Origin of the sequence: Pseudooceanicola batsensis HTCC2597, from assembly GCF_000152725.1 — a bacterium.
GTDB lineage: Bacteria > Pseudomonadota > Alphaproteobacteria > Rhodobacterales > Rhodobacteraceae > Pseudooceanicola > Pseudooceanicola batsensis.
Genome location: NZ_CH724131.1, coordinates 1,513,558 through 1,540,237 on the forward strand (window position 1 = coordinate 1,513,558; position 26,680 = coordinate 1,540,237).

29 protein-coding genes are annotated in these 26,680 nt (G+C 67.4%); 20 read left to right on the top strand and 9 right to left on the bottom strand.

The window, feature by feature from the left end; genetic code table 11:
* Positions 1-62: 62 nt before the first annotated feature.
* The gene (locus OB2597_RS11180; RefSeq protein WP_009805672.1) at positions 63-287 is read right to left on the bottom strand and encodes a DUF1150 family protein; all 225 of its coding nucleotides are present in this window, start codon (positions 285-287) and stop codon (positions 63-65) included.
* Positions 284-703, bottom strand: coding sequence for an Hsp20 family protein (locus OB2597_RS11185; protein ID WP_009805673.1), 420 nt, complete (start codon positions 701-703; stop codon positions 284-286). The genes OB2597_RS11180 and OB2597_RS11185 overlap by 4 nt, the downstream gene beginning before the upstream one ends.
* A 155-nt stretch (positions 704-858) precedes the next feature.
* On the opposite strand from OB2597_RS11185, the gene OB2597_RS11190 reads away from it, so the two are divergent.
* From OB2597_RS11190 to OB2597_RS11215, 6 genes are all read left to right on the top strand, one after another.
* On the top strand, positions 859-1,083 hold the full coding sequence (locus OB2597_RS11190) for a YdcH family protein (protein WP_009805674.1): 225 nt from the start codon (positions 859-861) through the stop codon (positions 1,081-1,083).
* Between the two features lie 128 nt (positions 1,084-1,211).
* Complete coding sequence (purE, locus tag OB2597_RS11195; RefSeq protein WP_009805675.1) at positions 1,212-1,700, top strand: 5-(carboxyamino)imidazole ribonucleotide mutase; 489 nt, start codon at positions 1,212-1,214, stop codon at positions 1,698-1,700.
* Complete coding sequence (locus tag OB2597_RS11200; RefSeq protein ID WP_009805676.1) at positions 1,693-2,760, top strand: 5-(carboxyamino)imidazole ribonucleotide synthase; 1,068 nt, start codon at positions 1,693-1,695, stop codon at positions 2,758-2,760. The genes purE and OB2597_RS11200 overlap by 8 nt, the downstream gene beginning before the upstream one ends.
* Before the next feature lie 163 nt (positions 2,761-2,923).
* Positions 2,924-3,130 carry a cold-shock protein gene (locus OB2597_RS11205; protein WP_009805677.1) on the top strand — a complete coding sequence of 69 codons (207 nt, stop codon included), beginning with the start codon at positions 2,924-2,926 and terminating at the stop codon, positions 3,128-3,130.
* Between the two features lie 580 nt (positions 3,131-3,710).
* Positions 3,711-4,412: a CDP-alcohol phosphatidyltransferase family protein gene (locus tag OB2597_RS11210; protein ID WP_009805678.1), complete on the top strand. Its 702-nt coding sequence runs from the start codon at positions 3,711-3,713 to the stop codon at positions 4,410-4,412.
* Positions 4,413-4,743: 331 nt separating this feature from the next.
* Entirely contained in the window at positions 4,744-6,315 is a 1,572-nt protein-coding gene (locus OB2597_RS11215; protein WP_009805679.1) for a 2-isopropylmalate synthase, read from the top strand.
* A 58-nt stretch (positions 6,316-6,373) separates the two neighbouring features.
* On the opposite strand, the gene OB2597_RS11220 is transcribed toward OB2597_RS11215, so the two are convergent.
* Positions 6,374-7,147, bottom strand: a complete 774-nt coding sequence (locus tag OB2597_RS11220; protein ID WP_009805680.1) for a 23S rRNA (adenine(2030)-N(6))-methyltransferase RlmJ — start codon at positions 7,145-7,147, stop codon at positions 6,374-6,376.
* 176 nt (positions 7,148-7,323) lie between these two features.
* On the opposite strand from OB2597_RS11220, the gene OB2597_RS11225 reads away from it, so the two are divergent.
* Genes OB2597_RS11225 through OB2597_RS11250 form a run of 6 tightly spaced genes read left to right on the top strand, consistent with a single transcriptional unit; the run spans position 7,324 to position 13,869 of the window.
* The gene (locus tag OB2597_RS11225; protein ID WP_040609277.1) at positions 7,324-8,370 is read left to right on the top strand and encodes a rod shape-determining protein; all 1,047 of its coding nucleotides are present in this window, start codon (positions 7,324-7,326) and stop codon (positions 8,368-8,370) included.
* 32 nt (positions 8,371-8,402) lie between these two features.
* Complete coding sequence (mreC, locus tag OB2597_RS11230) at positions 8,403-9,320, top strand: rod shape-determining protein MreC (RefSeq protein ID WP_009805682.1); 918 nt, start codon at positions 8,403-8,405, stop codon at positions 9,318-9,320.
* Entirely contained in the window at positions 9,313-9,861 is a 549-nt protein-coding gene (locus tag OB2597_RS11235) for a hypothetical protein (RefSeq protein WP_009805683.1), read from the top strand. The genes mreC and OB2597_RS11235 overlap by 8 nt, the downstream gene beginning before the upstream one ends.
* Positions 9,858-11,801 carry a penicillin-binding protein 2 gene (mrdA, locus tag OB2597_RS11240; RefSeq protein ID WP_009805684.1) on the top strand — a complete coding sequence of 648 codons (1,944 nt, stop codon included), beginning with the start codon at positions 9,858-9,860 and terminating at the stop codon, positions 11,799-11,801. The genes OB2597_RS11235 and mrdA overlap by 4 nt, the downstream gene beginning before the upstream one ends.
* Positions 11,798-12,937, top strand: a complete 1,140-nt coding sequence (rodA, locus tag OB2597_RS11245; protein ID WP_009805685.1) for a rod shape-determining protein RodA — start codon at positions 11,798-11,800, stop codon at positions 12,935-12,937. Before mrdA ends, rodA begins: the two co-directional genes overlap by 4 nt.
* Positions 12,937-13,869 carry a 2-hydroxyacid dehydrogenase gene (locus OB2597_RS11250; protein ID WP_009805686.1) on the top strand — a complete coding sequence of 311 codons (933 nt, stop codon included), beginning with the start codon at positions 12,937-12,939 and terminating at the stop codon, positions 13,867-13,869. Before rodA ends, OB2597_RS11250 begins: the two co-directional genes overlap by 1 nt.
* Positions 13,870-13,887: 18 nt before the next feature.
* Here the strand turns inward: OB2597_RS11250 and OB2597_RS11255 are convergent, their stop codons facing one another.
* Complete coding sequence (locus tag OB2597_RS11255; protein WP_009805687.1) at positions 13,888-14,571, bottom strand: metal-dependent hydrolase; 684 nt, start codon at positions 14,569-14,571, stop codon at positions 13,888-13,890.
* A 61-nt stretch (positions 14,572-14,632) separates the two neighbouring features.
* Between OB2597_RS11255 and OB2597_RS11260 the strand changes: the two genes are divergently transcribed.
* Genes OB2597_RS11260 through OB2597_RS11280 form a run of 5 tightly spaced genes read left to right on the top strand, consistent with a single transcriptional unit; the run spans position 14,633 to position 18,673 of the window.
* A complete protein-coding gene (locus OB2597_RS11260) occupies positions 14,633-15,286 on the top strand; it encodes a ceramidase domain-containing protein (RefSeq protein WP_009805688.1) in 654 nt (217 codons plus the stop codon).
* Between the two features lie 38 nt (positions 15,287-15,324).
* A complete protein-coding gene (gatC, locus tag OB2597_RS11265) occupies positions 15,325-15,612 on the top strand; it encodes an Asp-tRNA(Asn)/Glu-tRNA(Gln) amidotransferase subunit GatC (protein WP_009805689.1) in 288 nt (95 codons plus the stop codon).
* A 31-nt stretch (positions 15,613-15,643) separates the two neighbouring features.
* Positions 15,644-17,113: an Asp-tRNA(Asn)/Glu-tRNA(Gln) amidotransferase subunit GatA gene (gene gatA / locus OB2597_RS11270; RefSeq protein ID WP_040609714.1), complete on the top strand. Its 1,470-nt coding sequence runs from the start codon at positions 15,644-15,646 to the stop codon at positions 17,111-17,113.
* Between the two features lie 53 nt (positions 17,114-17,166).
* Entirely contained in the window at positions 17,167-17,925 is a 759-nt protein-coding gene (locus OB2597_RS11275) for a hypothetical protein (protein ID WP_238529715.1), read from the top strand.
* Positions 17,926-17,980: 55 nt separating this feature from the next.
* Positions 17,981-18,673 carry an N-acetylmuramoyl-L-alanine amidase gene (locus OB2597_RS11280; RefSeq protein ID WP_009805692.1) on the top strand — a complete coding sequence of 231 codons (693 nt, stop codon included), beginning with the start codon at positions 17,981-17,983 and terminating at the stop codon, positions 18,671-18,673.
* Between the two features lie 51 nt (positions 18,674-18,724).
* Here the strand turns inward: OB2597_RS11280 and OB2597_RS11285 are convergent, their stop codons facing one another.
* From OB2597_RS11285 to OB2597_RS11305, 5 genes are all read right to left on the bottom strand, one after another.
* Positions 18,725-20,746 (bottom strand): M3 family metallopeptidase, encoded by a 2,022-nt coding sequence (locus OB2597_RS11285; RefSeq protein WP_009805693.1) that lies wholly within the window; start codon positions 20,744-20,746, stop codon positions 18,725-18,727.
* 26 nt (positions 20,747-20,772) lie between these two features.
* Complete coding sequence (locus OB2597_RS11290; RefSeq protein WP_009805694.1) at positions 20,773-21,840, bottom strand: HesA/MoeB/ThiF family protein; 1,068 nt, start codon at positions 21,838-21,840, stop codon at positions 20,773-20,775.
* On the bottom strand, positions 21,840-22,301 hold the full coding sequence (gene dut / locus OB2597_RS11295; RefSeq protein WP_009805695.1) for a dUTP diphosphatase: 462 nt from the start codon (positions 22,299-22,301) through the stop codon (positions 21,840-21,842). The genes OB2597_RS11290 and dut overlap by 1 nt, the downstream gene beginning before the upstream one ends.
* Before the next feature lie 26 nt (positions 22,302-22,327).
* Positions 22,328-23,527, bottom strand: a complete 1,200-nt coding sequence (gene coaBC / locus OB2597_RS11300) for a bifunctional phosphopantothenoylcysteine decarboxylase/phosphopantothenate--cysteine ligase CoaBC (RefSeq protein ID WP_009805696.1) — start codon at positions 23,525-23,527, stop codon at positions 22,328-22,330.
* Between the two features lie 74 nt (positions 23,528-23,601).
* Positions 23,602-24,480, bottom strand: a complete 879-nt coding sequence (locus tag OB2597_RS11305; protein WP_009805697.1) for an RNA polymerase factor sigma-32 — start codon at positions 24,478-24,480, stop codon at positions 23,602-23,604.
* Positions 24,481-24,605: 125 nt separating this feature from the next.
* On the opposite strand from OB2597_RS11305, the gene cobU reads away from it, so the two are divergent.
* The 3 genes from cobU to OB2597_RS11320 all read left to right on the top strand — a co-directional run bounded on the left by cobU (position 24,606) and on the right by OB2597_RS11320 (position 26,678).
* Positions 24,606-25,127, top strand: a complete 522-nt coding sequence (cobU, locus tag OB2597_RS11310; RefSeq protein ID WP_009805698.1) for a bifunctional adenosylcobinamide kinase/adenosylcobinamide-phosphate guanylyltransferase — start codon at positions 24,606-24,608, stop codon at positions 25,125-25,127.
* Positions 25,124-25,702 (top strand): histidine phosphatase family protein, encoded by a 579-nt coding sequence (locus OB2597_RS11315; protein ID WP_009805699.1) that lies wholly within the window; start codon positions 25,124-25,126, stop codon positions 25,700-25,702. Before cobU ends, OB2597_RS11315 begins: the two co-directional genes overlap by 4 nt.
* Before the next feature lie 79 nt (positions 25,703-25,781).
* Positions 25,782-26,678, top strand: coding sequence for a glutathione S-transferase (locus tag OB2597_RS11320; RefSeq protein ID WP_009805700.1), 897 nt, complete (start codon positions 25,782-25,784; stop codon positions 26,676-26,678).
* The last annotated feature ends 2 nt before the right edge of the window (positions 26,679-26,680 follow it).

Here is a 26,680-nt window from a genome sequence, read left to right on the forward strand (position 1 = left end):
CATGCCTCGACACGGCGGCCATCAATCCGGGTTTCCCGGCCCCAGGCCGCCCCTCGCCCGCATCAGTGAACCGTCACCGGCTCCATTTCGTTCTGCCGCGCCAGCACGAAGGCCAGATCGCGGTCCTTCACGAGCGCGAGGCGCTCGCCGCTGGAATCGTGAACGGCATAGAGCTCGTCCAGACCCTCGACCTGCGCCTGCACGTCCTCGGGCAGATCGGCCACCTTCACGGCGCGCACGTAGACGATGGGCCGCGCGTCTTCTGCTATCTCGTAACTCGTGTTCATGACGCCCCCTTCTTGATGCTGATGGTCTGGACGATTTTCTCGGGCTCGACCCGTGTCAGGTCGATATGCAGCAATCCGTTTTCCATGATCGCGTCCCCGACTTCGACACCCTCGGCCAGTACAAAACTGCGTTGAAATTGCCGCGCGGCAATACCCCGGTGCAGATATTGCCGCCCTTCGCCCTCTTCGGTCTGGCGGCCGCGGATCACCAGCTGGCTGTCTTCCAGGGTGATGCTCAGGTCCGCCTCCGAGAAACCGGCCACGGCCAGCGTGATCCGGTACGAGCGATCCGAGGTCTGTTCGATATTGAACGGGGGGTAGCCGTCGTTTCCGGTCTTGGCCGACCGTTCGAGAAGCCGTTCGAGCTGCTCGAAACCCAGCATGTAGGGGTGCGCCCCCAGGGTCATCTTCGTCATGACACGTCCTTCTACGCAAAGCGACAGTCTGCGGGCCCCGTTTCGGCGACCCGGTCCTCGGAATATGGGCAGCCCGTCTTCCCCGCGCAAGCCCTTTGCGACGGGCGGGAACACCGGCTATAGTCGAAAGCCTGCAACCAGAGGGGAATCGCGCCATGAACGCGCGCAGCGACATCTCGATGAAGACCGACGAGGTGCTCCGGGTCGAACTCGAGGTCTTCCGCCGCGAGCATGCCGATCTGGACGCGGCGATCTCGGCCCTCCAGGAACGCAGCGCCGCCGATCAGCTGACCCTGCAGCGCCTCAAGAAGCAGAAACTCCTCCTCAAGGACAAGATCGCCCAGATCGAGGACAGGCTGACCCCCGACATCATCGCCTGACCGACGCCCCGGCATGTCCGCGCGCCTCTCCCCGCACGCCCGGGCAGGCCCGCCCGCGCGGGACCCGAGGCAATTGCACATCCCCGCACAGCCCGTATAACCCGAAGCCTGACCCTGCGGAGGCCGAAATGAGCGACACGAAGGTAGGCATCATCATGGGCAGCCAGTCCGACTGGCCCACGATGAAGGAGGCGGCGACCATCCTCGACGAACTGGGCGTGGCCTACGAGGCCAGGATCGTCTCGGCGCACCGCACGCCCGACCGGCTCTGGTCCTACGGCAAGGCGGCGGCCGGCCGCGGCCTTCAGGTGATCATCGCGGGCGCCGGCGGCGCCGCCCACCTGCCCGGCATGATGGCCTCGAAGACACGGGTCCCGGTCATCGGCGTGCCCGTCCAGACCCGGGCGCTGTCGGGCGTGGACTCGCTCTATTCCATCGTCCAGATGCCCAAGGGCTTCCCGGTCGCCACCATGGCCATCGGCGCGGCAGGAGCCGCCAATGCGGGCCTCATGGCCGCCGGCATCCTCGCGCTGAACGACCCCGACCTCGCCGTCCGCCTCGACGCCTGGCGCGAGGCCCTCTCCGCCTCCATTCCCGACGAGCCCGCAGATGACTGATCCCCTTTCCCCCGGTTCCACCATCGGCATCCTCGGCGGCGGTCAGCTGGGCCGCATGCTCTCGGTCGCGGCGGCGCGCCTCGGGATGAAGACCTGCGTCTTCGAACCGGGCGGCGACTGCCCCGCCGCGCATGTGGCCAACTATCACCTGCGCGCCGACTACACCGACGAAGCCGCCCTGCGCCGCTTTGCCGACAGTGTCGACGTCATCACCTATGAGTTCGAGAACATCCCCACCTCGGCCCTCGACCTGCTGGAGCCGCTGAAACCCATCCGTCCCGGCCGCGAGGCGCTTCGCGTCTCGCAGGACCGTCTGACGGAAAAGGATTTTCTCACCGGGCTCGGCCTGCAAACAGCCCCCTATGCCGATATACTCACGGCAGAGTCCCTGACGCAGGCGATCGAGGAGATCGGCACACCCGCCATCCTCAAGACCCGCCGCTTCGGCTATGACGGCAAGGGTCAGGCGCGGATCATGTCGCCCGACGAAGCCTCGGCCGCGCTGGCCACGCTCGAGGGCGCCCCGGCGATCCTCGAGGGTTTTGTCGAGTTCACCTCGGAAATCTCGATCATCGCCGCCCGCGGCCTCGACGGGTCCGTCGCCTGCTACGATCCCGGAGAGAACGTCCACCGCGAGGGCATTTTGCGCACCACGACCGTTCCCGCGACGTTGCCGGCCCCGGCCCGCACCGACGCCGTGCTGCTGGCGGCGAAGATCCTGAACGCGCTGGATTATGTCGGTGTGATGGGGGTGGAGCTTTTCGTCACCCCCGCCGGCCTCGTGGTCAACGAGATCGCCCCCCGCGTCCACAATTCCGGCCACTGGACCCAGAACGGCTGTGTCGTGGACCAGTTCGAACAGCATATCCGCGCCGTGGCGGGCTGGCCCTTGGGGGACGGCTCGCGTCATGCGGACGTGGTGATGGAGAACCTGATCGGCGCGGATGTCGAGCGGGTCGCCGATCTGGCGAGCGAGACGGGGGTGGCGGTGCATCTCTACGGCAAGGCCGAGATCAAGGCCGGGCGGAAGATGGGGCACATCTGCCGGGTCGCAAGCTGACCGGCGCCGGTCGATGTCGAGGACCGCTTGCCTTTTCGATGGCGGCGGCGTAAAATGCGCGGGCATCCTGAAAATCGTTATCTGCTCCCCTGTGGCTCGGCTTTCGACATTAAGCTGCCAGGCCGCCGCATGTCGTGGGCGGCATCCCGAAAGGAATATGATAATGGCTTCCGGTACCGTGAAATGGTTCAATTCCACCAAAGGCTTCGGCTTCATCGAGCCCGCTGACGGCAAGAAGGACATCTTCGTCCATATCTCCGCGCTTGAAAGAGCCGGACTCTCAGAGTTGAAGGACGGTCAGGCCGTGACCTTCGATATTGAAGACGGCCGCGACGGCCGGTCCTCTGCGGCTAACCTCGCGCTGGCATGAAGCAGAAAAAATCCAGGGGTGGTCCAGCCGCCCCTGGCTCGAAGGATTCGCAGATCAGCGAGGCGCTCCTTTGGGGGAACGCTCTGGTCCCACCAGTGAAGAACGACAAGGCCTACGATCCGGGACCTCCAACTGCACTGGACAGGACGACCGCCACGGCCCGGAGCATCCTGGAAGCCGAAGCCGAGGCTCGGCGCGAGCAACGCGAAAGATTGAAGGCAGCCCGTCTTGCGAGAGAGACGGGCCGGAATGGCGACGAAACGGCGTGACGGTCTGCTCTGGCCGGTCGTGTCCGGTGACCTGCCGACAATCGGGAAAGCCCGGCGGACCACCGACCCCCGGGCTTCTCCACACCACGGACAAGACCGGCCCGCGGGTCCGGAAACGACGGCCTTTTCTTCTGGCCGAGCCGGCCGGGAGCGTTCCGGTTCCTGATGCGCTCAGCGGGAATCAAGTTCGACCCGATCGCTTGTGCCGGACAGTTCTTGGCGGGAACCGTCCTGAACTCGACAATCCGCGCGACCGGGCGCCACCGACCATCCCCCCTTCCCCCACATCGAAAAACCCCTACAATCACCGGATGACCAGTTCCGTGCTCCGGGCGTTTTCCGTCCACCTCCTGACCGCCACCGGCGCTGTCTTCGCGATGCTCGCGCTCCTCGCCGCCGTGGACGAGAAATGGGGGACCATGTTCCTCTGGCTGGTCGTGGCCTTCGCCGTCGACGGGATAGACGGTCCCCTTGCCCGGAAATACGACGTCACCAACAACGCCCCGCATATCGACGGCGCGCTGCTGGACCTGATCATCGACTACCTGACATATGTCTTCATCCCCACCTACGCGCTCTTCCAGTCCGGCATCCTGCCCGGTGTCTGGGCCTGGGTCGCGCTGATCGGCATCACCTTCGCCAGCGGGCTCTACTTCGCGGGCAGCTGGATGAAGACCGCCGACAAGAGCTTTCACGGCTTTCCGGGCTGCTGGAACATGCTGGTGCTCGTGCTCTTTGCCACGACTCCGCCGCCGGGGGTGGTGATCCCGGTGATCGCCGCCCTCGCCATCGCCATGTTCCTGCCGCTGCGGTTCATCCACCCCGTCCGGACAAAGCGCTGGCGGCCGGTTTCGCTGACCGTCGCGGCCCTCTGGACACTGCTGGCCCTTGCCGCCGCCCTGACGCGGTTCGATCCCGGCATGGTCGTTCAGGTGGGCCTCATGACGGCCAGCCTCTACCTCCTCGGCGCGGGCATCGCCCAGCAGATCCTCGACCGCATCCGCGGCCGCTAGCCCGCCGATGGCTCGTGGCAGGGCGTCGAAGACCTCCGTCTCCTCCAGGGCCTGCGACGTCCCCCCTGTCATTCGCGGCTTCTTTGGTCCGGCAAATATCCCCGCCGGAGGCATCATGCTGCCACGCAGCATGATTGACGGGTTTTCAAGGCTTTCCGACCGCGCTATATCGCGGATATGGAAGCCAAAGGGCATATCACCACCGCCGCGCGCGTCACGCGCGCCGCCGCCCTGCGCCTACTCCTAATCCGCCTCTGAGCGTGCCGTTCCGGCGCGACCGCTCAGAGGTATGCCGTCTCGCGCCATGGCTTTAGGAGAAAGAGAGAACTTGATGACACCGACCACGGACCAGGACCGCGTCCTGATTTTCGACACGACCCTCCGCGACGGCGAACAGAGCCCCGGAGCGACGATGACCCATGAGGAAAAGCTCGAGATCGCGGCCGCGCTCGACGAGATGGGCGTCGACATCATCGAAGCCGGCTTCCCGATTGCGTCGGAGGGCGACTTTAATGCGGTCTCCGAGATCGCGAAGAATTCGCGAAACTCGGTGATCTGCGGCCTCAGCCGCGCGAACTTCAAGGATATCGACCGCAACTGGGAGGCGATCCGCCATGCCGCCCGGCCCCGCATCCACACCTTCATCGGCACCTCGCCGCTGCACCGCGCCATCCCCAACCTGACCCAGGACGAGATGGCCGACCGTATCCACGAGACCGTGACCCATGCCCGCAACCTCTGCGACGACGTGCAGTGGTCGCCGATGGATGCGACACGGACCGAGCACGACTATCTCTGCCGTGTTGTCGAGATCGCCATCAGGGCCGGCGCCACCACGATCAACATCCCCGACACCGTCGGCTACACCGCCCCCCGCGAAAGCGCCGACCTGATCCGCATGCTGATCGAGAAGGTGCCCGGCGCGGACGAGGTGGTGTTCTCGACCCATTGTCACAACGACCTGGGGATGGCGACGGCAAACTCGCTCGCCGCGGTCGAGGCGGGCGCGCGCCAGATCGAATGCACGATCAACGGGCTGGGCGAACGCGCGGGCAACACCGCGCTCGAAGAGGTGGTGATGGCGCTGCGCGTCCGCAACGACATCATGCCCTTCGCCACGAACGTCGACACCACCAGGATCATGAAGCTCTCGCGGCGGGTCGCCACCGTCTCGGGCTTTCCGGTGCAGTACAACAAGGCCATCGTCGGCAAGAACGCCTTTCTCCATGAATCGGGTATCCACCAGGACGGCGTGCTCAAGAACGTCGAAACCTTCGAAATCATGAAGCCCGCCGACATCGGCCTGAACGAGGACAACATCGTCCTCGGCAAGCATTCGGGTCGTGCGGCGCTCAAATCCAAGCTCGCCGCCCTCGGGATCGACCTGGGCCAGAACCAGCTCAACGACGTCTTCGTGCGGTTCAAGGACCTGGCCGATCGCAAGAAGGAGGTCTACGAGGACGACCTCTGGACGCTCGTCCGCGATGCCGAGGACGAGACACCGGACCGGCTGGAGCTGAAGGATCTCAAGGTGATCTGCGGCACCGGCGGCCAGTCGGCCGAGATGGTGATGCTCGTCGACGGCAAGGAGACGCGCGCCGAGACCTCCGGCGACGGCCCTGTCGACGCGTGTTTCAACGCGGTCAAGGAGATCTTCCCGCACCAGGCCAAGCTGGAACTCTACCAGGTGCACGCCGTGACCCAGGGCACCGACGCCCAGGCCACGGTCAGCGTCCGCCTGAACGAGGACGGCCGCATCGTGACCGGCCAGAGCGCCGATACCGACACGGTCGTGGCCAGCGTCAAGGCCTATCTTCACGCGCTCAATCGCCTGCTGGTCCGCCGCGGCAAGGTCGGCGAAGGCGCCGACACCCGCGAGATCAGCTACAAGGACGTCAGCTGAGGACGGAACGAGAGCTCCGGTACCGGCCGGGGCTCTCTCTCGCGCGCGCCCGGGATGGTCAGCCCGCGAAGAGCGCCGCGACCTCGTCCGCCGCCTCTTTCAGCCCGTAGGGCGCGTTGACGACGAACAGGCCCGAGCCGATCATCCGGTGCCCCGGCCGCACCGGCGGGAACCGCACTTCGTGCCGAAAGGTCCCGGGCAGCCCGGCCAGTTGCAGCGCCGTGAGCATCTCGAGATGCACGGCCTCCCTGAGCACCGGATACCACAGGACGATCACTCCCACGTTCCATACCCTGTTGACCTGGCGGATGAACCTGGGAAGACGCTCGTAATCGGCTTTGATCTCGTAGCTCGGGTCGATCAGCACAAGCCCCCGCCGCGGGTCCGGCGGACAGAGCGACATGGCGAGTTCGAACCCGTCCGCCCGGTGGACCCTGCCACGCCCCTCCATCGCCTTCCGCAGCGCCGCATGTTCCTGCGGATGCAGTTCCGCCAGGTGGATCCGGTCCGCGTCGCGCAGCAGCTGACCGGCGATTGCGGGCGAGCCGGGATAACTCGCCGCCCCGTGAGCTGTCCGGACGGCCTCGATCACCGCGGAATAGGGATGCGCCGGATCGAACTTGGACAGCAGGCGCCCGACGCCGGCCTTTGCTTCGCCGGTCTTGACGGCCTCGGCCGACGACAGGTCGTAAAGCCCCCGGCCGGCATGCGTTTCCACGTATGTCAGCGGTTTCGGCTTTTCTGTCAGGCGGCCCAGCATCCATGCCAGAATTGCATGTTTGTGAACATCGGCCGGGTTCCCGGCGTGGTAGAGGTGCTGATACGAGAGCATGACTTTCCCTATCCCGACATTTGACGACCGGCAATCGCCGACCGCCCGGCGGTTTGACGCTGATTTGCACCCGCCGGACACTTTCGCCCTTCGCGACACCCCGTTAAAAGGGCGAACAGCCCGCAACTCGGCGAGTCGCGGGCTTTTGGGGGCATTTGGCAGGACTACCGGATACAATGGCGTTTTGGGACAAGATACCGGGATTGATTTCCTCGGACATGGCGATCGACCTCGGGACGGCGAACACGCTGGTCTATGTGAAGGGCAAGGGCGTCATCCTGTCGGAGCCTTCTGTCGTGGCCTACCACGTCAAGGACGGGGTCAAGCGGGTGCTGGCCGTCGGTGAGGATGCCAAGCTCATGCTCGGCCGGACCCCCGGCACGATCGAGGCCATCCGCCCGATGCGCGAAGGTGTCATCGCCGATTTCGACGTGGCCGAAGAGATGATCAAGCACTTCATCCGCAAGGTGCACAAGCGCTCGACCTTCTCCAAGCCCAAGATCATCGTCTGCGTCCCGCACGGCGCCACCCCGGTCGAGAAACGCGCGATCCGTCAGTCGGTTCTCTCGGCCGGCGCCCGCCGCGCCGGGCTGATCGCCGAACCGATCGCCGCGGCCATCGGCGCCGGGATGCCGATCACCGATCCGACCGGCAACATGGTCGTCGACATCGGCGGCGGCACGACCGAGGTGGCGGTGCTGTCGCTCGGCGACATCGTCTATGCCCGCTCGGTCCGCGTCGGCGGCGACCGCATGGACGAGGCGATCATATCCTACCTCCGCCGCCAGCAGAACCTGCTGGTGGGCGAATCCACCGCCGAACGGATCAAGACCACCATCGGCACCGCCCGCATGCCCGACGACGGGCGCGGCACCTCTCTGCATATCCGTGGTCGCGACCTGTTGAATGGCGTGCCCAAGGAAACCGAGATAACACAGGCCCAGGTGGCCGAGGCGCTGTCCGAACCCGTCCAGCAGATCTGCGAGGCGGTGATGACCGCGCTCGAAGCCACCCCGCCGGACCTGGCGGCGGACATCGTGGATCGCGGCGTGATGCTCACCGGCGGAGGCGCGCTTCTCGGCGATCTCGACCTCGCATTGCGCGAACAGACCGGACTGGCCGTGTCGATCGCCGACGAGAGCCTCAACTGCGTGGCGCTCGGCACCGGAAAGGCGCTGGAATTCGAAAAGCTCCTGCGCCACGCGATTGACTACGACAGCTGATCTTCTCACCCTTTGGACGTAAAGGGGCCGAATTGGCAAAGGATCGCAGACAGGACGAGGACTATTACAGACCGCTCCGCCGACTGCTGGCGAGCGTGGTCGTTCTTGCGCTCTTCGGCCTCTTTCTCGTCTGGCGCATCGACAGCCCGCGGGTCGAAAGGTTCCGCGCGCAGGTCGTCGATCAGGTCGTGCCCTCCTTCGACTGGGCGATGGCCCCGGTAGACGGCATGCTCAACATCCTCCGCGATTTCCAGAGCTATACGCGCCTGCACCAGCAGAACCAGGAGCTGCGCCGCGAATTGCAGAAGATGAAGGAATGGAAAGAGGCCGCGCTCCAGCTCGAACAGGAAAATGCCCGCCTGCTCGACCTCAACAAGGTGCGGCTCGATCCGCGCCTGACCAAGGTCACCGGCGTGGTGATGGCCGACAGCGGCTCGCCCTTCCGCCAGTCCGTCCTGCTCAACGTGGGCGCCCGCGACGGCATCGTCGACGGATGGGCGACGATGGACGGCATCGGCCTCGTAGGCCGCATCTCCGGTGTCGGCGACAAGACGTCGCGCGTCCTGCTGCTCACCGACACCTCCTCGCGCCTGCCGGTCACGATCCAGCCCTCCGGCCAGCGCGCCCTGATCGAGGGCGACAATTCCGGTGCCCCCCCGATCGAATTCCTCGAGGCCCCCGAACAGGTGCGTCCCGGGGACCGCGTGATCTCCTCCGGCGATGGCGGCGTCTTTCCCGCCGGCCTTCTCGTGGGGCGCGTCGCCGAGGATCCGGGGGGCCGTCTGCGGGTGCGTCTGGCGGCGGATTTCGAACGTCTCGAATACCTCCGCGTCCTGCGACACCTCGGCGCCGAGGAGATCACCGACCCCGGCAACCTGATCCAGCCGGAACTCGACCCCGAGGCGCAGAACGGCGTCGACCTGTCGATTCGCGAGGGCACCGATGGCTGAACGTGCCGCCCTCTCTCCGACGCGGGTCTGGACGATGCGCGCCCTCTACGCCGGCATCTCGCTCGGCGTGCTGCTGCTGGAACTGCTCCCGCTGCAGACCCAGCCGCGCAATTTCGCCGGCCCCGACATCATCATCCTGCTGACCTTCACCTTCGCGCTGCGCCGTCCCGAATTCGTGCCCGCCTGGATCGTCGGCCTCGTGATGCTGCTGGGCGATCTGCTGCTGCACCGTCCGCCGGGGCTGATGGCCGGTCTCACCGTGCTGGCCAGCGAGGCGCTGCGCGCCCGGGCCGAGGGTCTGCGGACCCTGCCCTTCTCGGTCGAATGGCTGACGGCCGGCCTTGCCATATTCGGGGTCATGATCGGCTTCCGCATCGTGCTCGCCATCTTCATGATCCCCCAGGCGCCCCTGCTGCTGGCGCTGTCGCAGATGGTGTCCACGGCCCTCGCCTATCCGGTCATGGTGCTCGGCAGCGCCGCGCTCTTCGGCGTGCGGCGGGTCGCGCCCGGCGAGACCGATACGCTGGGGCACAAGATATGAAGCGTCCGACCAAGAATACCGCCGCCGGACAGCGCACGATGTCGCGCCGCGCCCTGATCCTCGGCGGCGCGCAGGTGGGTTTCATGGGCCTGCTCGCCATGCGGATGCGCTATATGCAGGTCGAGGAAGCCGACAAGTTCCGCCTCCTGGCCGAGGAGAACCGCGTCAACATCCGGCTCATTCCCCCGGCCCGGGGCGAGATATTCGACCGCAACGGCAAGCCGATCGCGGTCAACGACCCGGCCTACCGCATCACCCTGACGCGCGAGGATGCAGGCGACGTGGATACCATCCTGTCGCGGCTGCAATCGCTGATCAACCTCGACGACGAGGAACTAGAGCGGGTCCGGACCGAGCTGAAACGCACCCAGCCCTTCCTGCCGGTCACCGTCGCCGACCAGGTGCCCTGGTCCGAGGTCACCAAAATCGCCGTCAACGCCCCCGCCCTGCCCGGCGTGACGCCCGAGGTCGGGCTCACGCGCAGCTATCCGCAGGGCTCGGACCTCGCTCATGTGGTGGGCTACGTCGGCCCCGTCTCGGACTACGACCTGGAGAAGATCGAGGCGCCCGACCAGCTGCTGTTCATTCCCCGCTTCCAGTTGGGCAAGGTCGGCATCGAAGCCAAGCTGGAGGACGACCTGCGCGGCCAGGCCGGCGCCCGCCGGGTCGAGGTGAACCACGTCGGCCGCGAGATGCGCGAACTGGACCGCCGCGAGGGGCAGCAGGGCCGGGATCTCCAGCTGACCATCGACCACACGCTGCAGAACTATGTCCAGGCCCGGCTCGAGGGCGAGAGCGCGGCCGCCATCGTCATGGACGTGCGCAACGGTGACCTTCTCGCCATAAGCTCGGCCCCGTCCTTCGATCCCAACCTCTTCGTGCGCGGAATTTCGGTCAGCGACTACAGGGCCCTGACCGAGAACAAGTACCGCCCCCTCGCGGCCAAGGCGGTGCAGGGCATCTATCCGCCGGGCTCGACCTTCAAGATGGTCGTCGCCCTCGCCGGTCTCGAGGCGGGGGTCATCGGCCCCGAGGATACCTATTACTGCCCCGGTCATCTGACCGTGGCCGGGCGGCGGTTCCACTGCTGGAAGCGCGTCGGCCACGGGCACATGAACCTCGAGGGCTCGCTCCGCGAAAGCTGCGATGTCTACTATTACGAGCTCGCCCTCGAACTCGGCATCGCCAAGATCACCGACATGGCCCGGCGGCTCGGGCTGGGAGACCGGATCGACCTGCCGATGTCGGCCGTGGCCTCGGGCCTGACCCCCACCAAGGCGTGGAAACGCGAAGCGCGCGGCGAGGAATGGGTGATCGGCGACACCGTCAACTCGGCCATCGGCCAGGGTTTCGTCCTCGCCTCGCCCCTGCAGCTTGCGGTGATGACCGCGCGGATCGCGACCGGCAACGCCGTCACGCCCCGGCTGATCAAGAAGATCGACGGCATCGAACAGCCCGTGAACCAGGGCGAGAGCATCGGCCTGAACGAGAACCACCTGCGCCAGGTCCGCAAGGCGATGTATTCGGTGTCGAACAACCGCAAGGGCACGGCCTACAGCAGCCGGATCATCGCCGAGGACCTGCGCATGGCCGGCAAGACCGGCACCAGCCAGGTGCGCAACATCACCGCCAAGGAACGCGCGGCCGGGGTCCGGTCGAATGCCGATCTGCCCTGGGAACGCCGCGACCACGCGCTTTTCGTCGACTTCGCGCCCTATGACGATCCGCAGATCGCGGTGGCCGTGGTGATCGAACACGGCGGCGGGGGCTCGTCCGCCGCGGCCCCCGTGGCACGCGACATCACCCTGCAGGCCCTCTACGGAGGCGAGCCGCCGCTCGACGCCTATCCGACCAAGGACCGCAACCGTATCCGGGAACAGCAGAAGAAGCTGCGCGAATACCGGCCCGCGGCGCAGACCCAGTCGAAGAGCCGCGCATGAGCTTTCTCGAATACAACGTCAAGACGATGCCCAGCGGCATCCGCAAGGTGCTCTACCTCAACTGGCCGCTGATCCTGCTTTTAACGGCGGTGGCGGGGTTCGGCTTCCTGATGCTCTACTCGGTGGCCGGAGGGTCCGGCACGCCCTGGGCCGAAGCGCAGATGAAGCGGTTCGTCCTCGGACTGGTGGTGATGTTCGCCATCGCCATGATCCCCATCTGGCTCTGGCGCAACCTCTCGGTCGTGGCCTATCTCGGCTCGCTCGTTCTGCTACTGGCAGTCGAGTTCTTCGGCGCCGTCGGCATGGGGGCGCAGCGCTGGATCGACCTCGGGTTCATGCGGCTTCAACCGTCGGAGCTGACCAAGATCACCCTCGTCATGATCCTCGCCGCCTATTACGATGCCCTGCCCCTGAACCGGACGTCCCGCCCGCTCTGGGTGATCATTCCGGTCGTCCTGATCCTGATCCCGACCTATCTCGTGCTGCGCCAGCCCGATCTCGGGACTGCGCTGCTCCTGATGATCGGCGGCGGCGCGGTCATGTTCCTCGCCGGTGTACACTGGGCCTATTTCGTCGCCGTCCTGACCTCGGGCATCGCGGTGGTGACCGCCGTCTTCAAGTCCCGCGGCACCGATTGGCAACTGCTCAAGGACTATCAGTTCCGTCGGATCGACACCTTTCTCGATCCCGCGAACGACCCGCTCGGCGCGGGCTACCACATCACGCAGGCCAAGATCGCCCTGGGTTCCGGCGGCTGGACCGGGCGCGGCTTCATGCAGGGCACGCAGTCCCGGCTGAACTTCCTGCCCGAGAAGCACACCGATTTCATCTTCACCACCCTGGCCGAGGAATTCGGGTTCGTCGGGGCGTTCTCGCTGCTCGGCCTCTATGCGCTGATCATCCTGTTCTGCATTTCCTCCGCGCTGGCCAACCGGGACCGCTTCGCCTCGATCCTGACGCTGGGCATCGCCACGACATTCTTCCTGTTCTTCGCCGTCAACATGTCGATGGTCATGGGGCTGGCGCCGGTGGTCGGCGTCCCCCTGCCGCTCGTCTCCTACGGCGGCTCGGCCATGCTGGTGCTCATGGCCGCCTTCGGACTGGTTCAAAGCGCCCATATCCACAGGCCCCGCTGATGACGATCAATGTACTCTTCGCCGCCACCGAGGCGCGCTGGCAGGACTATCGCGCCCCGCTGACCGAGGCGTTCCGCGAGCATGACCTGGACGTCTCTCTGAAGACCGACCTGCCCCCCGAGGAGGTCGACTATATCGTCTACGCCCCCAACAGCGCGGTTCAGGATTTCACCCCCTTCACCCGCTGCAAGGCCGTGCTGAACCTCTGGGCCGGGGTCGAGGGCATCGTCGGCAACGAGACCCTGACCATGCCGCTGGCCCGGATGGTCGACCCGGCCCTGACCCGGGGCATGGTCGAATGGGTTGCGGGCCACGTTCTGCGGCATCACCTGGAGATCGACTATTTCCTTGCCCGCCAGCAGGGCGAGTGGTGCCCCAGGGTCCCGCCGCTCGCCAGCGAGCGTTCGGTGACGATCCTCGGACTGGGCGAACTCGGCACGGCCTGCGGGCAGACCCTGGCGGACCTCGGCTTCCCGGTCACCGGCTGGAGTCGGAGCCCGAAGCGGATCGAGGGCATCGCAACGGTCCATGGCGACGACGGGCTGGACGCGGCGCTGGCACAGGCGCAGATCCTCGTCCTGCTGCTGCCGAAGACGCCGGAGACCGAGAACGTGCTGGACGCCGACGCCCTCGCCCGCCTGCCCCGGGGCGCGGCGGTCATCAATCCCGGGCGCGGTCATCTCATCGATGACGAGGCACTGCTGGCCGCGCTCGACGCCGGCACGGTCGGCCATGCCACGCTCGACGTCTTCCGCGAGGAACCGCTACCGGCGGACCACCCGTTCTGGAGCCACGAGCGGGTGACCGTCACGCCGCATATCGCGTCGGAAACGCGGCCCGCCTCGGCCTCGCGCGTGATCGCCGAGAACATCCGCCGTGGCGAAGAGGGCGAACCGCTGCTGCACCTGGTGGACCGCGACCGCGGTTACTGACCCCCGGCGGGCGGCCGCTCAGATCTCGATCGCCTTCAGCACTTCGGGCTCGATCACCTTCACCCCCGGCAGCGCGTCGATCATCTCCTGCGCCGACTGTTCGAGCGCGGGGAAGGTCTTGTAGTGACAGGGGATGACCGTCTTGAAGTCGAAGAACGTCTTCGCCGCATAGGAGGCGCGGCGCATGTCCATCGTGTAGAACCCGCCCGAACACAGCAGCCCGATATCCGGCTCGTGCAGGTCGTGGAACACCTTCATGTCGGCCATGACATCCGTATCGCCCGAGAAATAGATCGTATGTCCCTCGCCCGAGATCATGAACCCGGCCTCGCCCCCGGCATAGGACCCGTCCGGCGCCGACGAGGAATGCGTCGCGTGGACCATCGTCACCTTCACGTCGCCGATCGCGACCGTTCCGCCCTTGTTGAATCCGGTCACGTTCTCGACGCCCTGATTGGCCAGCCAGCCCGACAGCTCGACCATCGTGTAGACCGGCAGGCCACCGGCCTTGGCCACGTCGATCGCGTCGCCCACGTGATCCCCATGTCCGTGCGAGACGAGGATCGCCGTCACGCCTTCGACCGCTTCGGCCTTGCGCTCTTCGGGGAAGATCGGGTTGCCGTTCAGGAACGGGTCGATCAGCAGCGTTTCTCCCGCGATCTCGATCTTGAAACCGGAATGTCCGAGCCAGGTGATTTTCATGGTGTTCCTCCTTGTCCGTTTGCGGCAAGCCTAGCGCAGGATCGTGACAAGGGAAGGGCTGATGGACCGCAGCCAGACCATCGACGCCTATTGCGAGCGCCTGGGCCCGGAGATCTGGGCCGAGCCATGGAACGCGGTGACCAACCTCGCCTTCCTCCTGGCGGCACTGATCGTCTGGCGCCGGGCGGACGGCCTCGTGCCGCCCAGGGTGCTTGCCGTGCTGCTCTTCGCCATCGGCATCGGTTCGGGGCTCTGGCACACGCTGGCGATTCCGTGGACCGGGGCGGCGGATGTGCTGCCGATCCTGCTCTTCGTGCTGACCTACATCTACTTTGCCAACCGTCACTACTGGCGGCTGTCCCCCGCATGGGCCACCGGCGCCACGCTGCTGTTCCTTCCATACGCCGCCGCGACCGTGCCCCTGTTCTCGCGGCTCCCCGGACTGGGGAGTTCCGCCGCATACGCGCCGATCCCCCTGCTCATCTTCGGCTACGCCGTCGCTCTTCGCCATCGCCTTCCCGCAGTGGCGCGGGGCCTCGCCGCCGGCGCCGCGATCCTCTGCCTCTCGATCCTGTTCCGCAGCCTCGACGACCCGCTCTGCGGGCAGTGGCCACGGGGCACGCATTACCTCTGGCACCTGCTGAACGCCCTCATGCTCGGCTGGATGGCCGAGGTGCTGCGGCGCCACCTTGCGGGGGGCGGCGGGGGGCGGTAAACCGGCCCGGATTCAAGACACCCGACGAAGGGGGACCCATGTCCATCGATGAAGGCACCGCCGCCCGCGTGGCCAAGCTGGCCCGGATCAAGGTCGAAGACGCCGAGCTTCCGGCGCTCGCCAAGGAATTCAACACGATCCTCGGGTTCATCGAGCAGCTGAACGAGGTCGATGTCGAGGGGGTCGAGCCGATGACCTCGGTCACTCCGATGCGTCTGAAACGGCGCGAGGATGTCGTGACCGACGGCAGCCAGCAGGACAAGGTCCTGTCGAATGCCCCCGATGCGCGCGAAGGGTTCTTCGCCGTGCCCAAGGTGGTGGAGTGAGGACCGAGACGTGACCAACGAGCTGACGAAAATGACCATAGCCACCGCCCGCGACGCCCTGCGCGCCGGCGAGGTCACCTCGGTCGAGCTGACCGAGGCCTGCCTGACCGCCATCGACGGCGCCGACGCGCTGAACGCCTTCGTGCACAAGACGCCCGACATCGCGCTCGAGCGCGCCCGCGCGGCCGACGACCGGATCAAGGCCGGCGAGGCGCCCGCCATGTGCGGCATCCCCGTGGGCATCAAGGATCTCTTCTGCACCAGCGGCGTCCCCTCGCAGGCCGCCTCGGGCATCCTCGACGGCTTCCGCCCCGAGTACGAATCCACCGTGTCGCAGAACCTCGCCGACGCCGGCGCGGTGATGCTCGGCAAGCTGAACATGGACGAATTCGCCATGGGCTCGTCGAACGAGACATCGGTCTACGGCAATGCCGTGAACCCCTGGCGGCGCGGCGATGACGACACCAACCTGACGCCCGGCGGCTCTTCCGGCGGATCGGCCTCGGCCGTGGCGGCCGACCTCTGCCTCGCGGCGACCGGCACCGATACCGGCGGCTCGATCCGCCAGCCCGCCGCCTTTACCGGCATCACCGGGATCAAGCCGACCTACGGGCGCTGCTCCCGCTGGGGGATCGTCGCCTTCGCCTCGTCGCTCGACCAGGCCGGGCCCATGACCAAGGACGTGCGCGACGCCGCGATCATGCTCGGGGCGATGTGTTCGCACGACCCCAAGGACTCCACCTCGGCCGACCTGCCCGTCCCGGATTTCGAGGCGGCCCTGACCGGCGACATCAAGGGCAAGACCATCGGCATCCCGCGGGAATACCACATGGACGGCATGCCGCAGGAGATCGAGGACCTCTGGACCCGCGGCAAGGAGATGCTGGCCGACGCGGGGGCGAAGATCGTCGACATCACCCTGCCCCACACGAAATATGCCCTGCCCGCCTATTACGTGATCGCCCCGGCCGAGGCCTCGTCGAACCTCGCCCGCTACGACGGAGTGCGCTATGGCCACCGGGCGAAGCTCGCCCAGGGGGACGGCATCACCGAGATGTACGAGAAGACCCGCGCGGAAGGCTTCGGCGACGAGGTCAAGCGCCGGGTGATGATCGGCACCTACGTGCTCTCTGCCGGGTTCTACGACGCCTATTACAACCGGGCCCGCAAGGTGCGCGCTCTTATCAAGAAGGACTTCGAGGATGTCTTCGCCCAGGGCGTGGACGCCATCCTGACGCCCGCGACCCCCTCGGCGGCCTTCGGCCTCGGCGAGATGAAGGATGCGGACCCCGTGCGGATGTACCTCAACGACGTCTTCACGGTCACCGTGAACCTCGCCGGTCTTCCCGGCATCGCCGTGCCCGCCGGTCTCGACAAGCAGGGCCTGCCGCTGGGATTGCAGCTGATCGGACGCCCGTGGGAAGAGGCGGATCTGCTCAATACCGCCTACGCCCTCGAGCAGGCGGCGGGTTTTGTGGCGAAGCCGGCGAAATGGTGGTAGACACGCGGAAATCACACCGGGCGGACCGGCGAACTGGGCAGCGGGTGAACACGATGACCATCGGCAAGGATCATATGCGGCGCGGGCTCATCGCCCTGGCGCTGACCGGCGTGGCCGCCTGCCAGCCCGCGGTCCCGGACAGCGGGGCCGGCGTCGGTTTCGGCAACTATACCGAGTATCAGCAGCAGCGCGAAGCGCAGCTTACCGGGCAGCGCGCGCCCCTGCCGGCGGCCGGCGCCGTGTCGCAGGAAAGCCTGCCCGGCAGCGGCCAGGGCCGGGTCCTTCCCGGCGTCTCCATCGAAGAGGCGGACAGCGCGGAATCGCTGGCCGCCGACACCCGCGCCGCGCTTGGCGCGAACGACGGCACCGCCCCGCTCGAGGCCAGCCCGTCGAACCCCGCGCCGGTCGCCGTCAACACCGTCGGCATCTCGCGGGAGAACGACTTCGAGGCGGTGGACGAACAGCGCGGCATCGCCGCGGACAAGGCGCTGATCGAACGGAACCGCGCCAATTACACGCAGGTCCAGCCCGAGGACCTGCCGGCCCGGGCCGGCTCGGGCCCGAACATCGTGGCCTATGCGCTGCAGACCAGCCACCCGATCGGCCAGCAGGTCCACCGCCGGACCAACCTGCCCGGCGCCGAGGGCCGGTACCAGCGCGCCTGCGCCTCCTTCCCCTCGCCCGACCTGGCGCAGACCGAGTTCCTCAAGACCGGCGGGCCGGAGCGCGACCGCCGGGGCCTCGACCCCGATGGCGACGGCTATGCCTGTTCCTGGGATCCGCGCCCCTTCCGCAAGGCGGCGGGCGGCTGATCCCGTGCCGGAGGACGTCCGGCATCCGGGGGCCCGCTGGCACCCATCTCCCAATGTGAACGCCCGCCGCCACGGCGGTGCGCCCGATCTTGTCATCATCCACCACACCGCGATGGCCACCGCCGAGGCGGCGCTGCACCGGTTGTGCGACACCGATCCCCCCGGCGACCTCGCGCCCGTGTCGTGCCACTACCTGATCTCGGAAACCGGGCGCCTGTGGCAGATGGTCGACGAAAGGGACAGGGCGTGGCATGCCGGCCAGGGCGCATGGGGCGATGTCACGGACGTGAATTCCCACTCCATCGGCATCGAGCTCGCCAACACGGCCCTCCACCCCTTCCCCGAGCCGCAGATGACCGTCCTGGAAACCCTGCTGTCGGAAATCATCGCACGGTGGTCGATTCCGCCGGAACGGGTGGTTGGCCATTCCGACACCGCCCCGCACCGCAAGTCGGACCCCGGCGCCGCCTTCGACTGGCACCGCCTGGCCCTGCGCGGCCTGGCGGTCTGGCCCCGCCCCGGACCCGCCGGCACGGACGGCCAGGCGACGGCGTTCGCCGACGACCTCCGGGTGATCGGCTACCGCACGCCCGACGACAGCGACCAGCCCCAGGCCCTCATGCTCCGGGCCTTTCGCCTGCGTTTCCGCCCCTGGAAGGCGGCGACAGGGGACCCGCTCGACGCCGAGGATTGCCGGATCGCCCGCGACATCGCCCGCCGCTATCCCGTCCGGGCCTCGGCGGACTGAACCTCCGGTCGCTTGCCGCCCGGCAGCCACTCCGCCCCGGGCCGCCTGCGCTCAGGCCGCCAGCCCGCGCCCCTTCAGCAGCGCCTCGACCCCCGGCAGTCGGCCACGGAAGCGTTCGTAAAGCTCCGCCGCCTCGACCGAGCCGCCCTTGGAAAGGATGTTCTCCTCCAGCGACTTGGCGACCGCCGGATCGAACGGGCCGCCCGCCTCTTCGAAGGCCTGGAAGGCGTCCGCGTCCATCACCTCGGACCACATGTAGGAGTAATACCCCGAGGAATAGCCGTCGCCCGAGAAGACATGCGCGAACTGCGGTGTCGCATGCCGCATCGGAATGGCCGAGGGCATGCCGAGGGAGGCGAGCACCTCCGCCTGTTTCGCCATTGGGTCCGCTGGCGCCGGCCCGTCGTGGAACTCCAGATCCACCAGCGCCGAGGCGACATATTCCACCGTCTGGAACCCCATGTCGTGGTTTGCCGCCCCCAGCACCTTGTCCAGCATCTCTTTCGGCATCGGTTCGCCCGTCTCGTGATGGATGGCGAATTTCTCAAGCACCTCGGGCACCTCCAGCCAATGTTCGTATAGCTGGCTCGGCAGTTCCACGAAGTCCCGCGCCACCGACGTCCCCGAGACGCCCTCCCACCTCACATCCGAGAGCATCTGGTGCAGGGCATGTCCGAACTCGTGAAAGAGCGTCCGGGCGTCGTCATAGGACAGCAGCGCCGGCCGCCCCGCCGGCGGTTTGGCAAAGTTGCAGACGTTCACCACCACCGGCGTCTGTTCGCGCGGGCGCACCGCCTGGCTGCGGATCGCGGAACACCAGGCGCCCGAGCGTTTCGTGCCACGAGCGAAATAGTCCCCGATGAACACCGCCACGTGGTCGCCGTTGCGGGTCGCCTCCCACAGGCGCACGTCCGGATGATAGCTCTCGACATCGAGAGGCCGGAACTCGAGACCGAACAGCCGATTGGCGCAGTCGAAGGCCGCCGCGATCATGTTCTCCAGCTGGAAGTACGGCTTCAGCGCGGACTCGTCGAGATCATGCTCGGCCTTCCGCCGCTTCTCGGAATAGTAGCGCCAGTCCCAGCCCTCAATGGGGCCGTTGATCCCGTCTTCGGCGGCCATCTCGGACAGCACCAGCTGATCCTCGAGCGCCTGCGTCCTGGCGGGCGTCCAGACGGCCATCAGAAGATCCCGTACCGCCTGCGGTGCGCCCGCCATTTCCGGTTCGAGCTTGTAGGCCGCGAAGCTTTCGTAGCCGAGCAGCTTGGCCCTCTCCTCGCGCAGGGCCAGCACTTCGGCGGCGATCCCGCGATTGTCCGTCTCGCCCCCGAAAGCCCCGCGCGCCGTCCATGCCTTCCAGGCCTTCTCGCGCAGTTCCCGGCGCGGCGAAAATTGCAGAAAAGGAACGATGAGAGATCGCGAAAGCGTCACCACAAAGCCGTCGATTCCCTTTTCCGAACCTGCGGCCCGCGACGCGTCGACCAGGAACTCCGGCAGCCCCTCGAGGTCCGCCTCGGAGAGTTCCATGAACCAGTCGCTTTCGTCGCTGAGCAGATTCTGGGTGAATTCCGTGCCCAGCACGGCCAGCCGTTCCTTGATCTCCTTCATGCGGTCCGCCTCGGCCCCCCTCAGCGCCGCGCCCGCGCGGACATAGCCGCGATGCACCAGGAACAGCTGCCGCGCATCCTCGGCATCGAGGTTGAGCGCATCCCGCCTGTCCCAGACCGCCCTGACCCGTTCGTACAGCTGCACATTGGCCGAGATTGCGGCGAAATGCTTGGCGATCCGCGGCGAGAATTCGCGCTGCAGCTCCTGCCGGCGCGGCGTCGCATCCGCCCCCGCCACCGCGAAGAAGGCCGACAGAACGCGGCCGAGCGTTTCACCCGAAGCCTCGAGCGCCGCGATCGTGTTCTCGAAATCCGGCTCTCGCGGATCCGCGACGATGGCGGCGATCTCGGCGTCGTGCTGCCGCAGAGCCTCCTCCAGAGCGGGTCCGTAATCCTCGTCCGAGATCGCCGCGAAGGGCGGCATGTCGAAGGGCGTGTCCCAGGGGGCGAGCAGCGGATTGGTCATGTATCGGGTCTCCTTTGCGGGGAAACCTATGCCTTGCCCGCCGCCTCCGCCAGACCCTGTCCGTGACAAACCGGACAGTCCGCGCGCGGTGCCAGGCGGATCTTGCGCGTCTCGCCCCAGAGCGCGTCGTAGATCAGCATCTCGCCCCGCAAGACCGCGCCCGCCCCCGTGAGCAGCTTGACCGCCTCAAGTGCCATGATCGACCCGATCACCCCCGGCAACGGCCCGATCACCCCCGCCTCGGCGCAGGAGGGCGCCAGGCCCGGCGCCGGCGCCTGCGGAAAGATGCACTGATAGCAGGGCGCGCCCGAGGCCGGATCGAAGACGCTGACCTGCCCCTCCCATTGCGTGATCGCCCCGGAAATCAGGGGCTTGCCCGCCCCGACCGCCGCACGGTTCACCAGATAGCGCGTCTCGGAATTGTCGGTCCCGTCCAGGATCAGGTCATAGTCGCCGAACAGCGCGGCCGCCGCGTCGTCCTCCAGCCGCCGGTTGTAAGTGCGCAGGGTGACAAACGGATTGAGCGCCGACATGCGGTCCGCCGCCGACTGCACCTTGGCCCGTCCGATATCGTCATCCGCATGGATGATCTGTCGTTGCAGGTTCGAACTGTCGACCGTGTCGTCATCGACGATCCCGATCGTCCCGACACCCGCCGCCGCAAGATACATCAGCGCGGGCGACCCCAGCCCGCCGGCCCCGATGACCAGCACCCTGGCGTTCTTCAGCCGGACCTGCCCCGGCCCGCCGACTTCCCGCAGGATGACATGGCGCGCATAGCGGCGAAGTTCGGCGTCACGGAACGGCCCCGCAGGCGCATCGGGTTCGGGACCGGCGGTGGCGGCCCGCTTCTTCAGCGCACCCAGCCCCGCGCGATAGGCCATGACCAGCCCGACCACGCCCGCCAGCAACAGCCATGGCGCGGCCGAGCCGCCCGTGGCAGCGCGCAGCCCGTTGCCCTCGGGCAGCACCAGCTGGGCCAGCACCACCGCGAGCCACAGCAGGCCGATCCCCGTCCATCGCAGGCGCCGGGGCAGACCCGTCAGCATCCCGCCGAGCCAGATCGCGGCGGCGCACAGCAGAACCGTCAGCATCAGCCCCGCCCGGTCGAGCCGAACCCGCCCGCGCCGCGCAGGGTATCGACGAGGTCTTCGACCACCGCGAAGGCCGCCTGCGTCACCGGCGCCACCACCATCTGCGCGATCCGGTCGCCATGCGCGACGACAAAGGGGGCATCGCCGAGGTTCGCCAGGATCACCCCGACCTCGCCGCGATAGTCGCTGTCGATCGTGCCGGGGCTGTTCGGCAATGTGAGCCCGTGTTTCAGCGCAAGCCCCGAGCGCGGCCGCACCTGCACCTCGTAGCCCTCGGGGATCGCCATGCGCAGACCGGTCGGCACCAGCGCCCGCGCCCCGGGCTCAAGCGTCACGGCCCCGCGGTCGGGAAAGTTCGCGCGCAGGTCCGCGCCCGCCGCGCCCTCGGTCGCATAGGCGGGCAACGCGATGTCGCGGTCCGCGCCCTCGACCCAGGCCAGTTCGATTGCGACAGTGTTCATCTCGCTCCAGACATCGCTTGGCCGCCTCAGCCGAGTTCGGCGGCGATCCGGTCCGCCAGCCGGTCGGCGACGGCCTGCTTGCCCATCCGGGGCCATTCCTCGGCCCCATCGCCCGTGATCAGGACGACGGCGTTCTCCGTCCCGCCCATGATTCCCGTCTCGGGGCTGACATCGTTGGCGACGATCCAGTCGCAGCCCTTGCGCGCCCGCTTGGCCGTCGCATGCGACACGACGTCATCCGTCTCGGCGGCGAAACCGACCACCAGCCCCGGCCGGTCCGCCCCCCCCGACTGCGAAACGGTCGCCAGGATGTCGGGGTTCTCCTCGAATTCGAGCACCGGCATGGCCCCGGCCACCTTCTTGATCTTCGAAGTGGCGGTCGGCCCCTTGACCCGCCAGTCCGCCACCGCCGCCGCCATGACCGCCGCATCGGCCGGCAGGGCCGCCTGCACGCCCCTCAGCATCTCGCTGGCGGTCTCGACCTTCACCACCTCGACGCCCTCGGGCGGCGCGACATCGGCGGGTCCGGTGACAAAGACCACCTCGGCGCCCCGTGCGGCCAGCGCCCGCGCGATGGCGGTGCCCTGCGCCCCAGATGAGCGGTTCGCGATGTAGCGCACCGGGTCGATCGGCTCGTGGGTCGGGCCCGAGGTCACGATCACGCGCTTGCCCGCAAGCGGCCCCGCCGTCAGCCGCCCCTCGATCGCGCGCACGATCTCGAGCGGTTCCGACATGCGCCCCGGCCCGTATTCACCGCAGGCCATGTCGCCTTCATCCGGCCCGACGAAGCCGATCCCCTGGTCGCGCAACGCGCTCACGTTCCGCTGGACCGAGGGATGCAGCCACATCCGCACGTTCATCGCCGGCGCCATCAGAACCTCGGTATCCGTCGCCATCAGAAGCGTCGACGCCAGATCGTCCGCCAGCCCCCCCGCCACCTTGCCGATCAGATCGGCGGTCGCCGGGGCCACGACGATCAGGTCGGCCGCGCGCGAAAGCTGGACATGGCCCATGTCCGCCTCGTCCGTGAGGTCGAAGAGATCGGCAAAGACCTTTTGGCCCGCCAATGCCGAGACCGAAAGCGGCGTGACGAATTCGCCGGCCGCGCGCGTCATCACGGGCACGACCGAGGCGCCGCGTTCCCGCAGGCGCCGGATCAGGTCCAGCGATTTGTAGGCGGCGATACCGCCGCCGATGATCAGAAGAATGGTCTTGCCCGACAGCATGGCCGCTCCGCTCGCCGCAAACGCAGGCGACAGTAGGACGCGGCCCGCCTCAACACAAGCGATCAGCGGCGGCGTCAGTGCAACAGGGCCACCGCCTCGACGCCCTGGCTCTCCAGGTGCCGGCGCATCTTCTTGAAGGCCGCCGCCTCGAGCTGCCGCACGCGTTCCTTGGACAGGCCCAGCTCCTGCCCCAGGCTTTCCAGCGTCCGCGGCGCGTCCCGCAGCTTGCGTTCGGTGACGATCAGCGTCTCGCGATCGTTCAGATCCGACATCGCCTCGGCCAGCCAGAGGCGCAGCGTCTCGCGGTCGTGGTCGGCTTCGACTGCCTCGGCCGCCTGCACCCCGTCATCCTCGATCGTGTCGATCCACTCGCGGCCTTCCTCGTCCACCGACTGCGTCGCGTTGAGCGAAAAGTCGGATCCCGAAAGCCGCCCGTCCATCATCTGCACATCCCGCAGCGGGACGCCCACCTCCATCGCGACAAGCTGGTGGAGCTGGTGCTTGTCCAGCGTCTCGCCCCGGCCGAGCGCCTCGCGCTCGAGCTTGGCCTGGACGCGGCGCATGTTGAAAAAGAGGGATTTCTGCGACGAGGTCGACCCCGTCCGCACCATCGACCAGTTGCGCATCACGTAATCCTGGATGGATGCCTTGATCCACCACACCGCATAGGTCGAGAAGCGCACGCCGCGATCCGGGTCGAACTTGTCCGCGGCCTTCATCAGGCCCAGCCCGGCCTCCTGGATAAGGTCGTTCATCGGGGCGCCGTAGCGCCGATATTTGGATGCCATCGAGATGGCGAGACGCATGTAGGCGGTGACAAGCCGATGGAGCGCCCGCTCATCGCGGTCGTCCCGCCAGGAATAGGCAAGCGAAAGTTCGGTTTCCGCGTCCAGAAGCTCTGCTTTCATCGCGCGGCGCGAAAGTGACGTGTCGGTCGAATGATCCAGTGCCATGACCCCCCCGGTCCTTTGGTGGTCCGGGCCGGGATCTTGCGAAACCCGGCCAATCCCGTTGATTTCTTTCATCTGTAAACTATACGCACGAGACCCGGTTTTGGTTCACGGAAAGGGGCAAATTAATGGCAAGCCCATGTTTTTTCGTCCTGGGAGGCGCGGCCAGCGGCAAGTCGGCCTTTGCCGAAAGGCTCGTCCTGCAAAGCGGTTTTCCGCCGGTCTACATCGCGACCGCCCAGGCCTTCGACGACGAGATGCGCGACAAGATCGCGCGCCACGTCGCCGCCCGCGGCTCGCGCTGGGACACGATCGAGGCGCCGGTGGACCTGCCGGGGGCGCTGGCCGGCGTCGCGCCGGGCCGGGCGGTTCTGGTCGACTGCCTGACCCTCTGGCTGACCAACCTGCTGCTGACGGAAACCGATCCCGAAGCCGCCACCGACGATCTGCTCGCGGCGCTCGACGCGGCGCCCGGTCCCGTCACCCTGGTCTCGAACGAGGTCGGCCAGGGCATCGTGCCCGACAACAGCCTCTCGCGCCGGTTCCGCGAGGCGCAGGGGCGTCTCAACATCCGTATGGCGCAACGGGCGGATTGCGTCGTCCAGGTCGTCGCGGGGCTGCCGAACCCGCTCAAGGGACAGCTGCCATGACGCGGTTCCACATGGTCCGGCACGGCCCGACCCACGAAAAGACCTTCGTCGGCTGGCGCGACGTTCCCGCCGATCTCTCGGATCTCGCCGCCCTCGCGCGGCTCGACGCCGGGCTGCCCGCCGATGCGCTGGTCATCTCTTCCGACCTAGGCCGCGCCGTCCGGACGGCCGATGCCATCGCGGGGTCCCGTCGTCGCCTGCCGCACGACCGCGACCTGCGCGAATTCGACTTCGGCGACTGGGATGGCCGCCACCATTCCGAAGCCTCGCAGTCGCATCCAGATCTCAGCCGCGCCTTCTGGGAACGGCCCGGAGACCTCGCCGCGCCCAATGGCGAAAGCTGGAACGCCGTCGCGCGCCGGGTCGCCGCGGTCTTCGACCGGCTGCACCGGGCGCATCCCGGCGCCGACATCGTCGTGGTCGGCCACTTCGGCATGATACTCACCCAGCTGGGCATCGCGCGACAGCAGGAGCCCGTCTTGACGCTGGGACAGAAGATCGACAATCTTTCCGTCACGAGCATTCGCCGCCTCGCAAACGGATGGGATGTGGACCTGATTAATCACATATATTGATAAATAACATCCACACCATTCGCTTTCCGAATGCTGCCCGCCGCGCTATCGTCGCGGAACACGGCAGTCGGAAAATTCCATGACCTACGACCTTTTCATCGGCGATCGCAGCTTTTCCTCCTGGTCCCTGCGGGGCTGGCTGATGTTCGAACGCTTCGGCATTCCGGTCCGGACCCACACGACCGGGTTGTATTCCGGCACCCTGGCACAAGACCTCACCGATCTGGCCCCCGCGCGGCTGGTTCCGGTGATGCGCACCCCCGAGGGGATCGCCGTCGGCGAAACCCTCGCCATGGCCGAAACCCTGGCCGAGCGGCACCCCGGGGCCGGCCTCTGGCCCGTCGATCCCGCTGCCCGCGCCCTCGCCCGCTGGCTCTCGGCCGAAATGCACGCCGGCTTCGGGGCGCTCCGGAGCGACTGCCCGATGCAGCTGCTGCACCGCTACCGGGGATTCGTCCCCTCTGCGGCCACCCAGGCCGACCTGGCACGGATCGAGGAGCTCTGGTCGCTTGCCCGCAGTCGCCATGGCAGTGGCGGCCCCTGGCTCTTCGGCGCCTATTCGCTCGCGGATGTGTTCTTTGCGCCGGTCGCCGCCCGGATCGCCGGCTACGGCCTGCCCGTCGCCCCGCCGGCACAAACCTATGTAGAGGCGCATCTGGCCGATCCCCCCTTCCGCCGCTGGCGGGCCCAGGGGCTGACCGTCGGGTACGACCCGGTGCCCTATGCCCTCGATCTTCCCACCGACCCCTGGCCCGGCCCCGCCCCCCTGCCCGCCCGCGCGGTGACCGAGGGCGTGCCCGAGAACACGCAGTGCCCCTATTCCGGCAGGCCGCGCGTCGAGGACCGGCTGGAAATCGACGGCCGCGTCTTCGGCTTCTGCAATCCCGGCTGTCGCGACAAGACGGTCAACGACCCCGCCGCCTTCCCCGCCTTCATGGCCCTGCTCGACCGAACCGGGGATCGACCGCCGGGTTAACC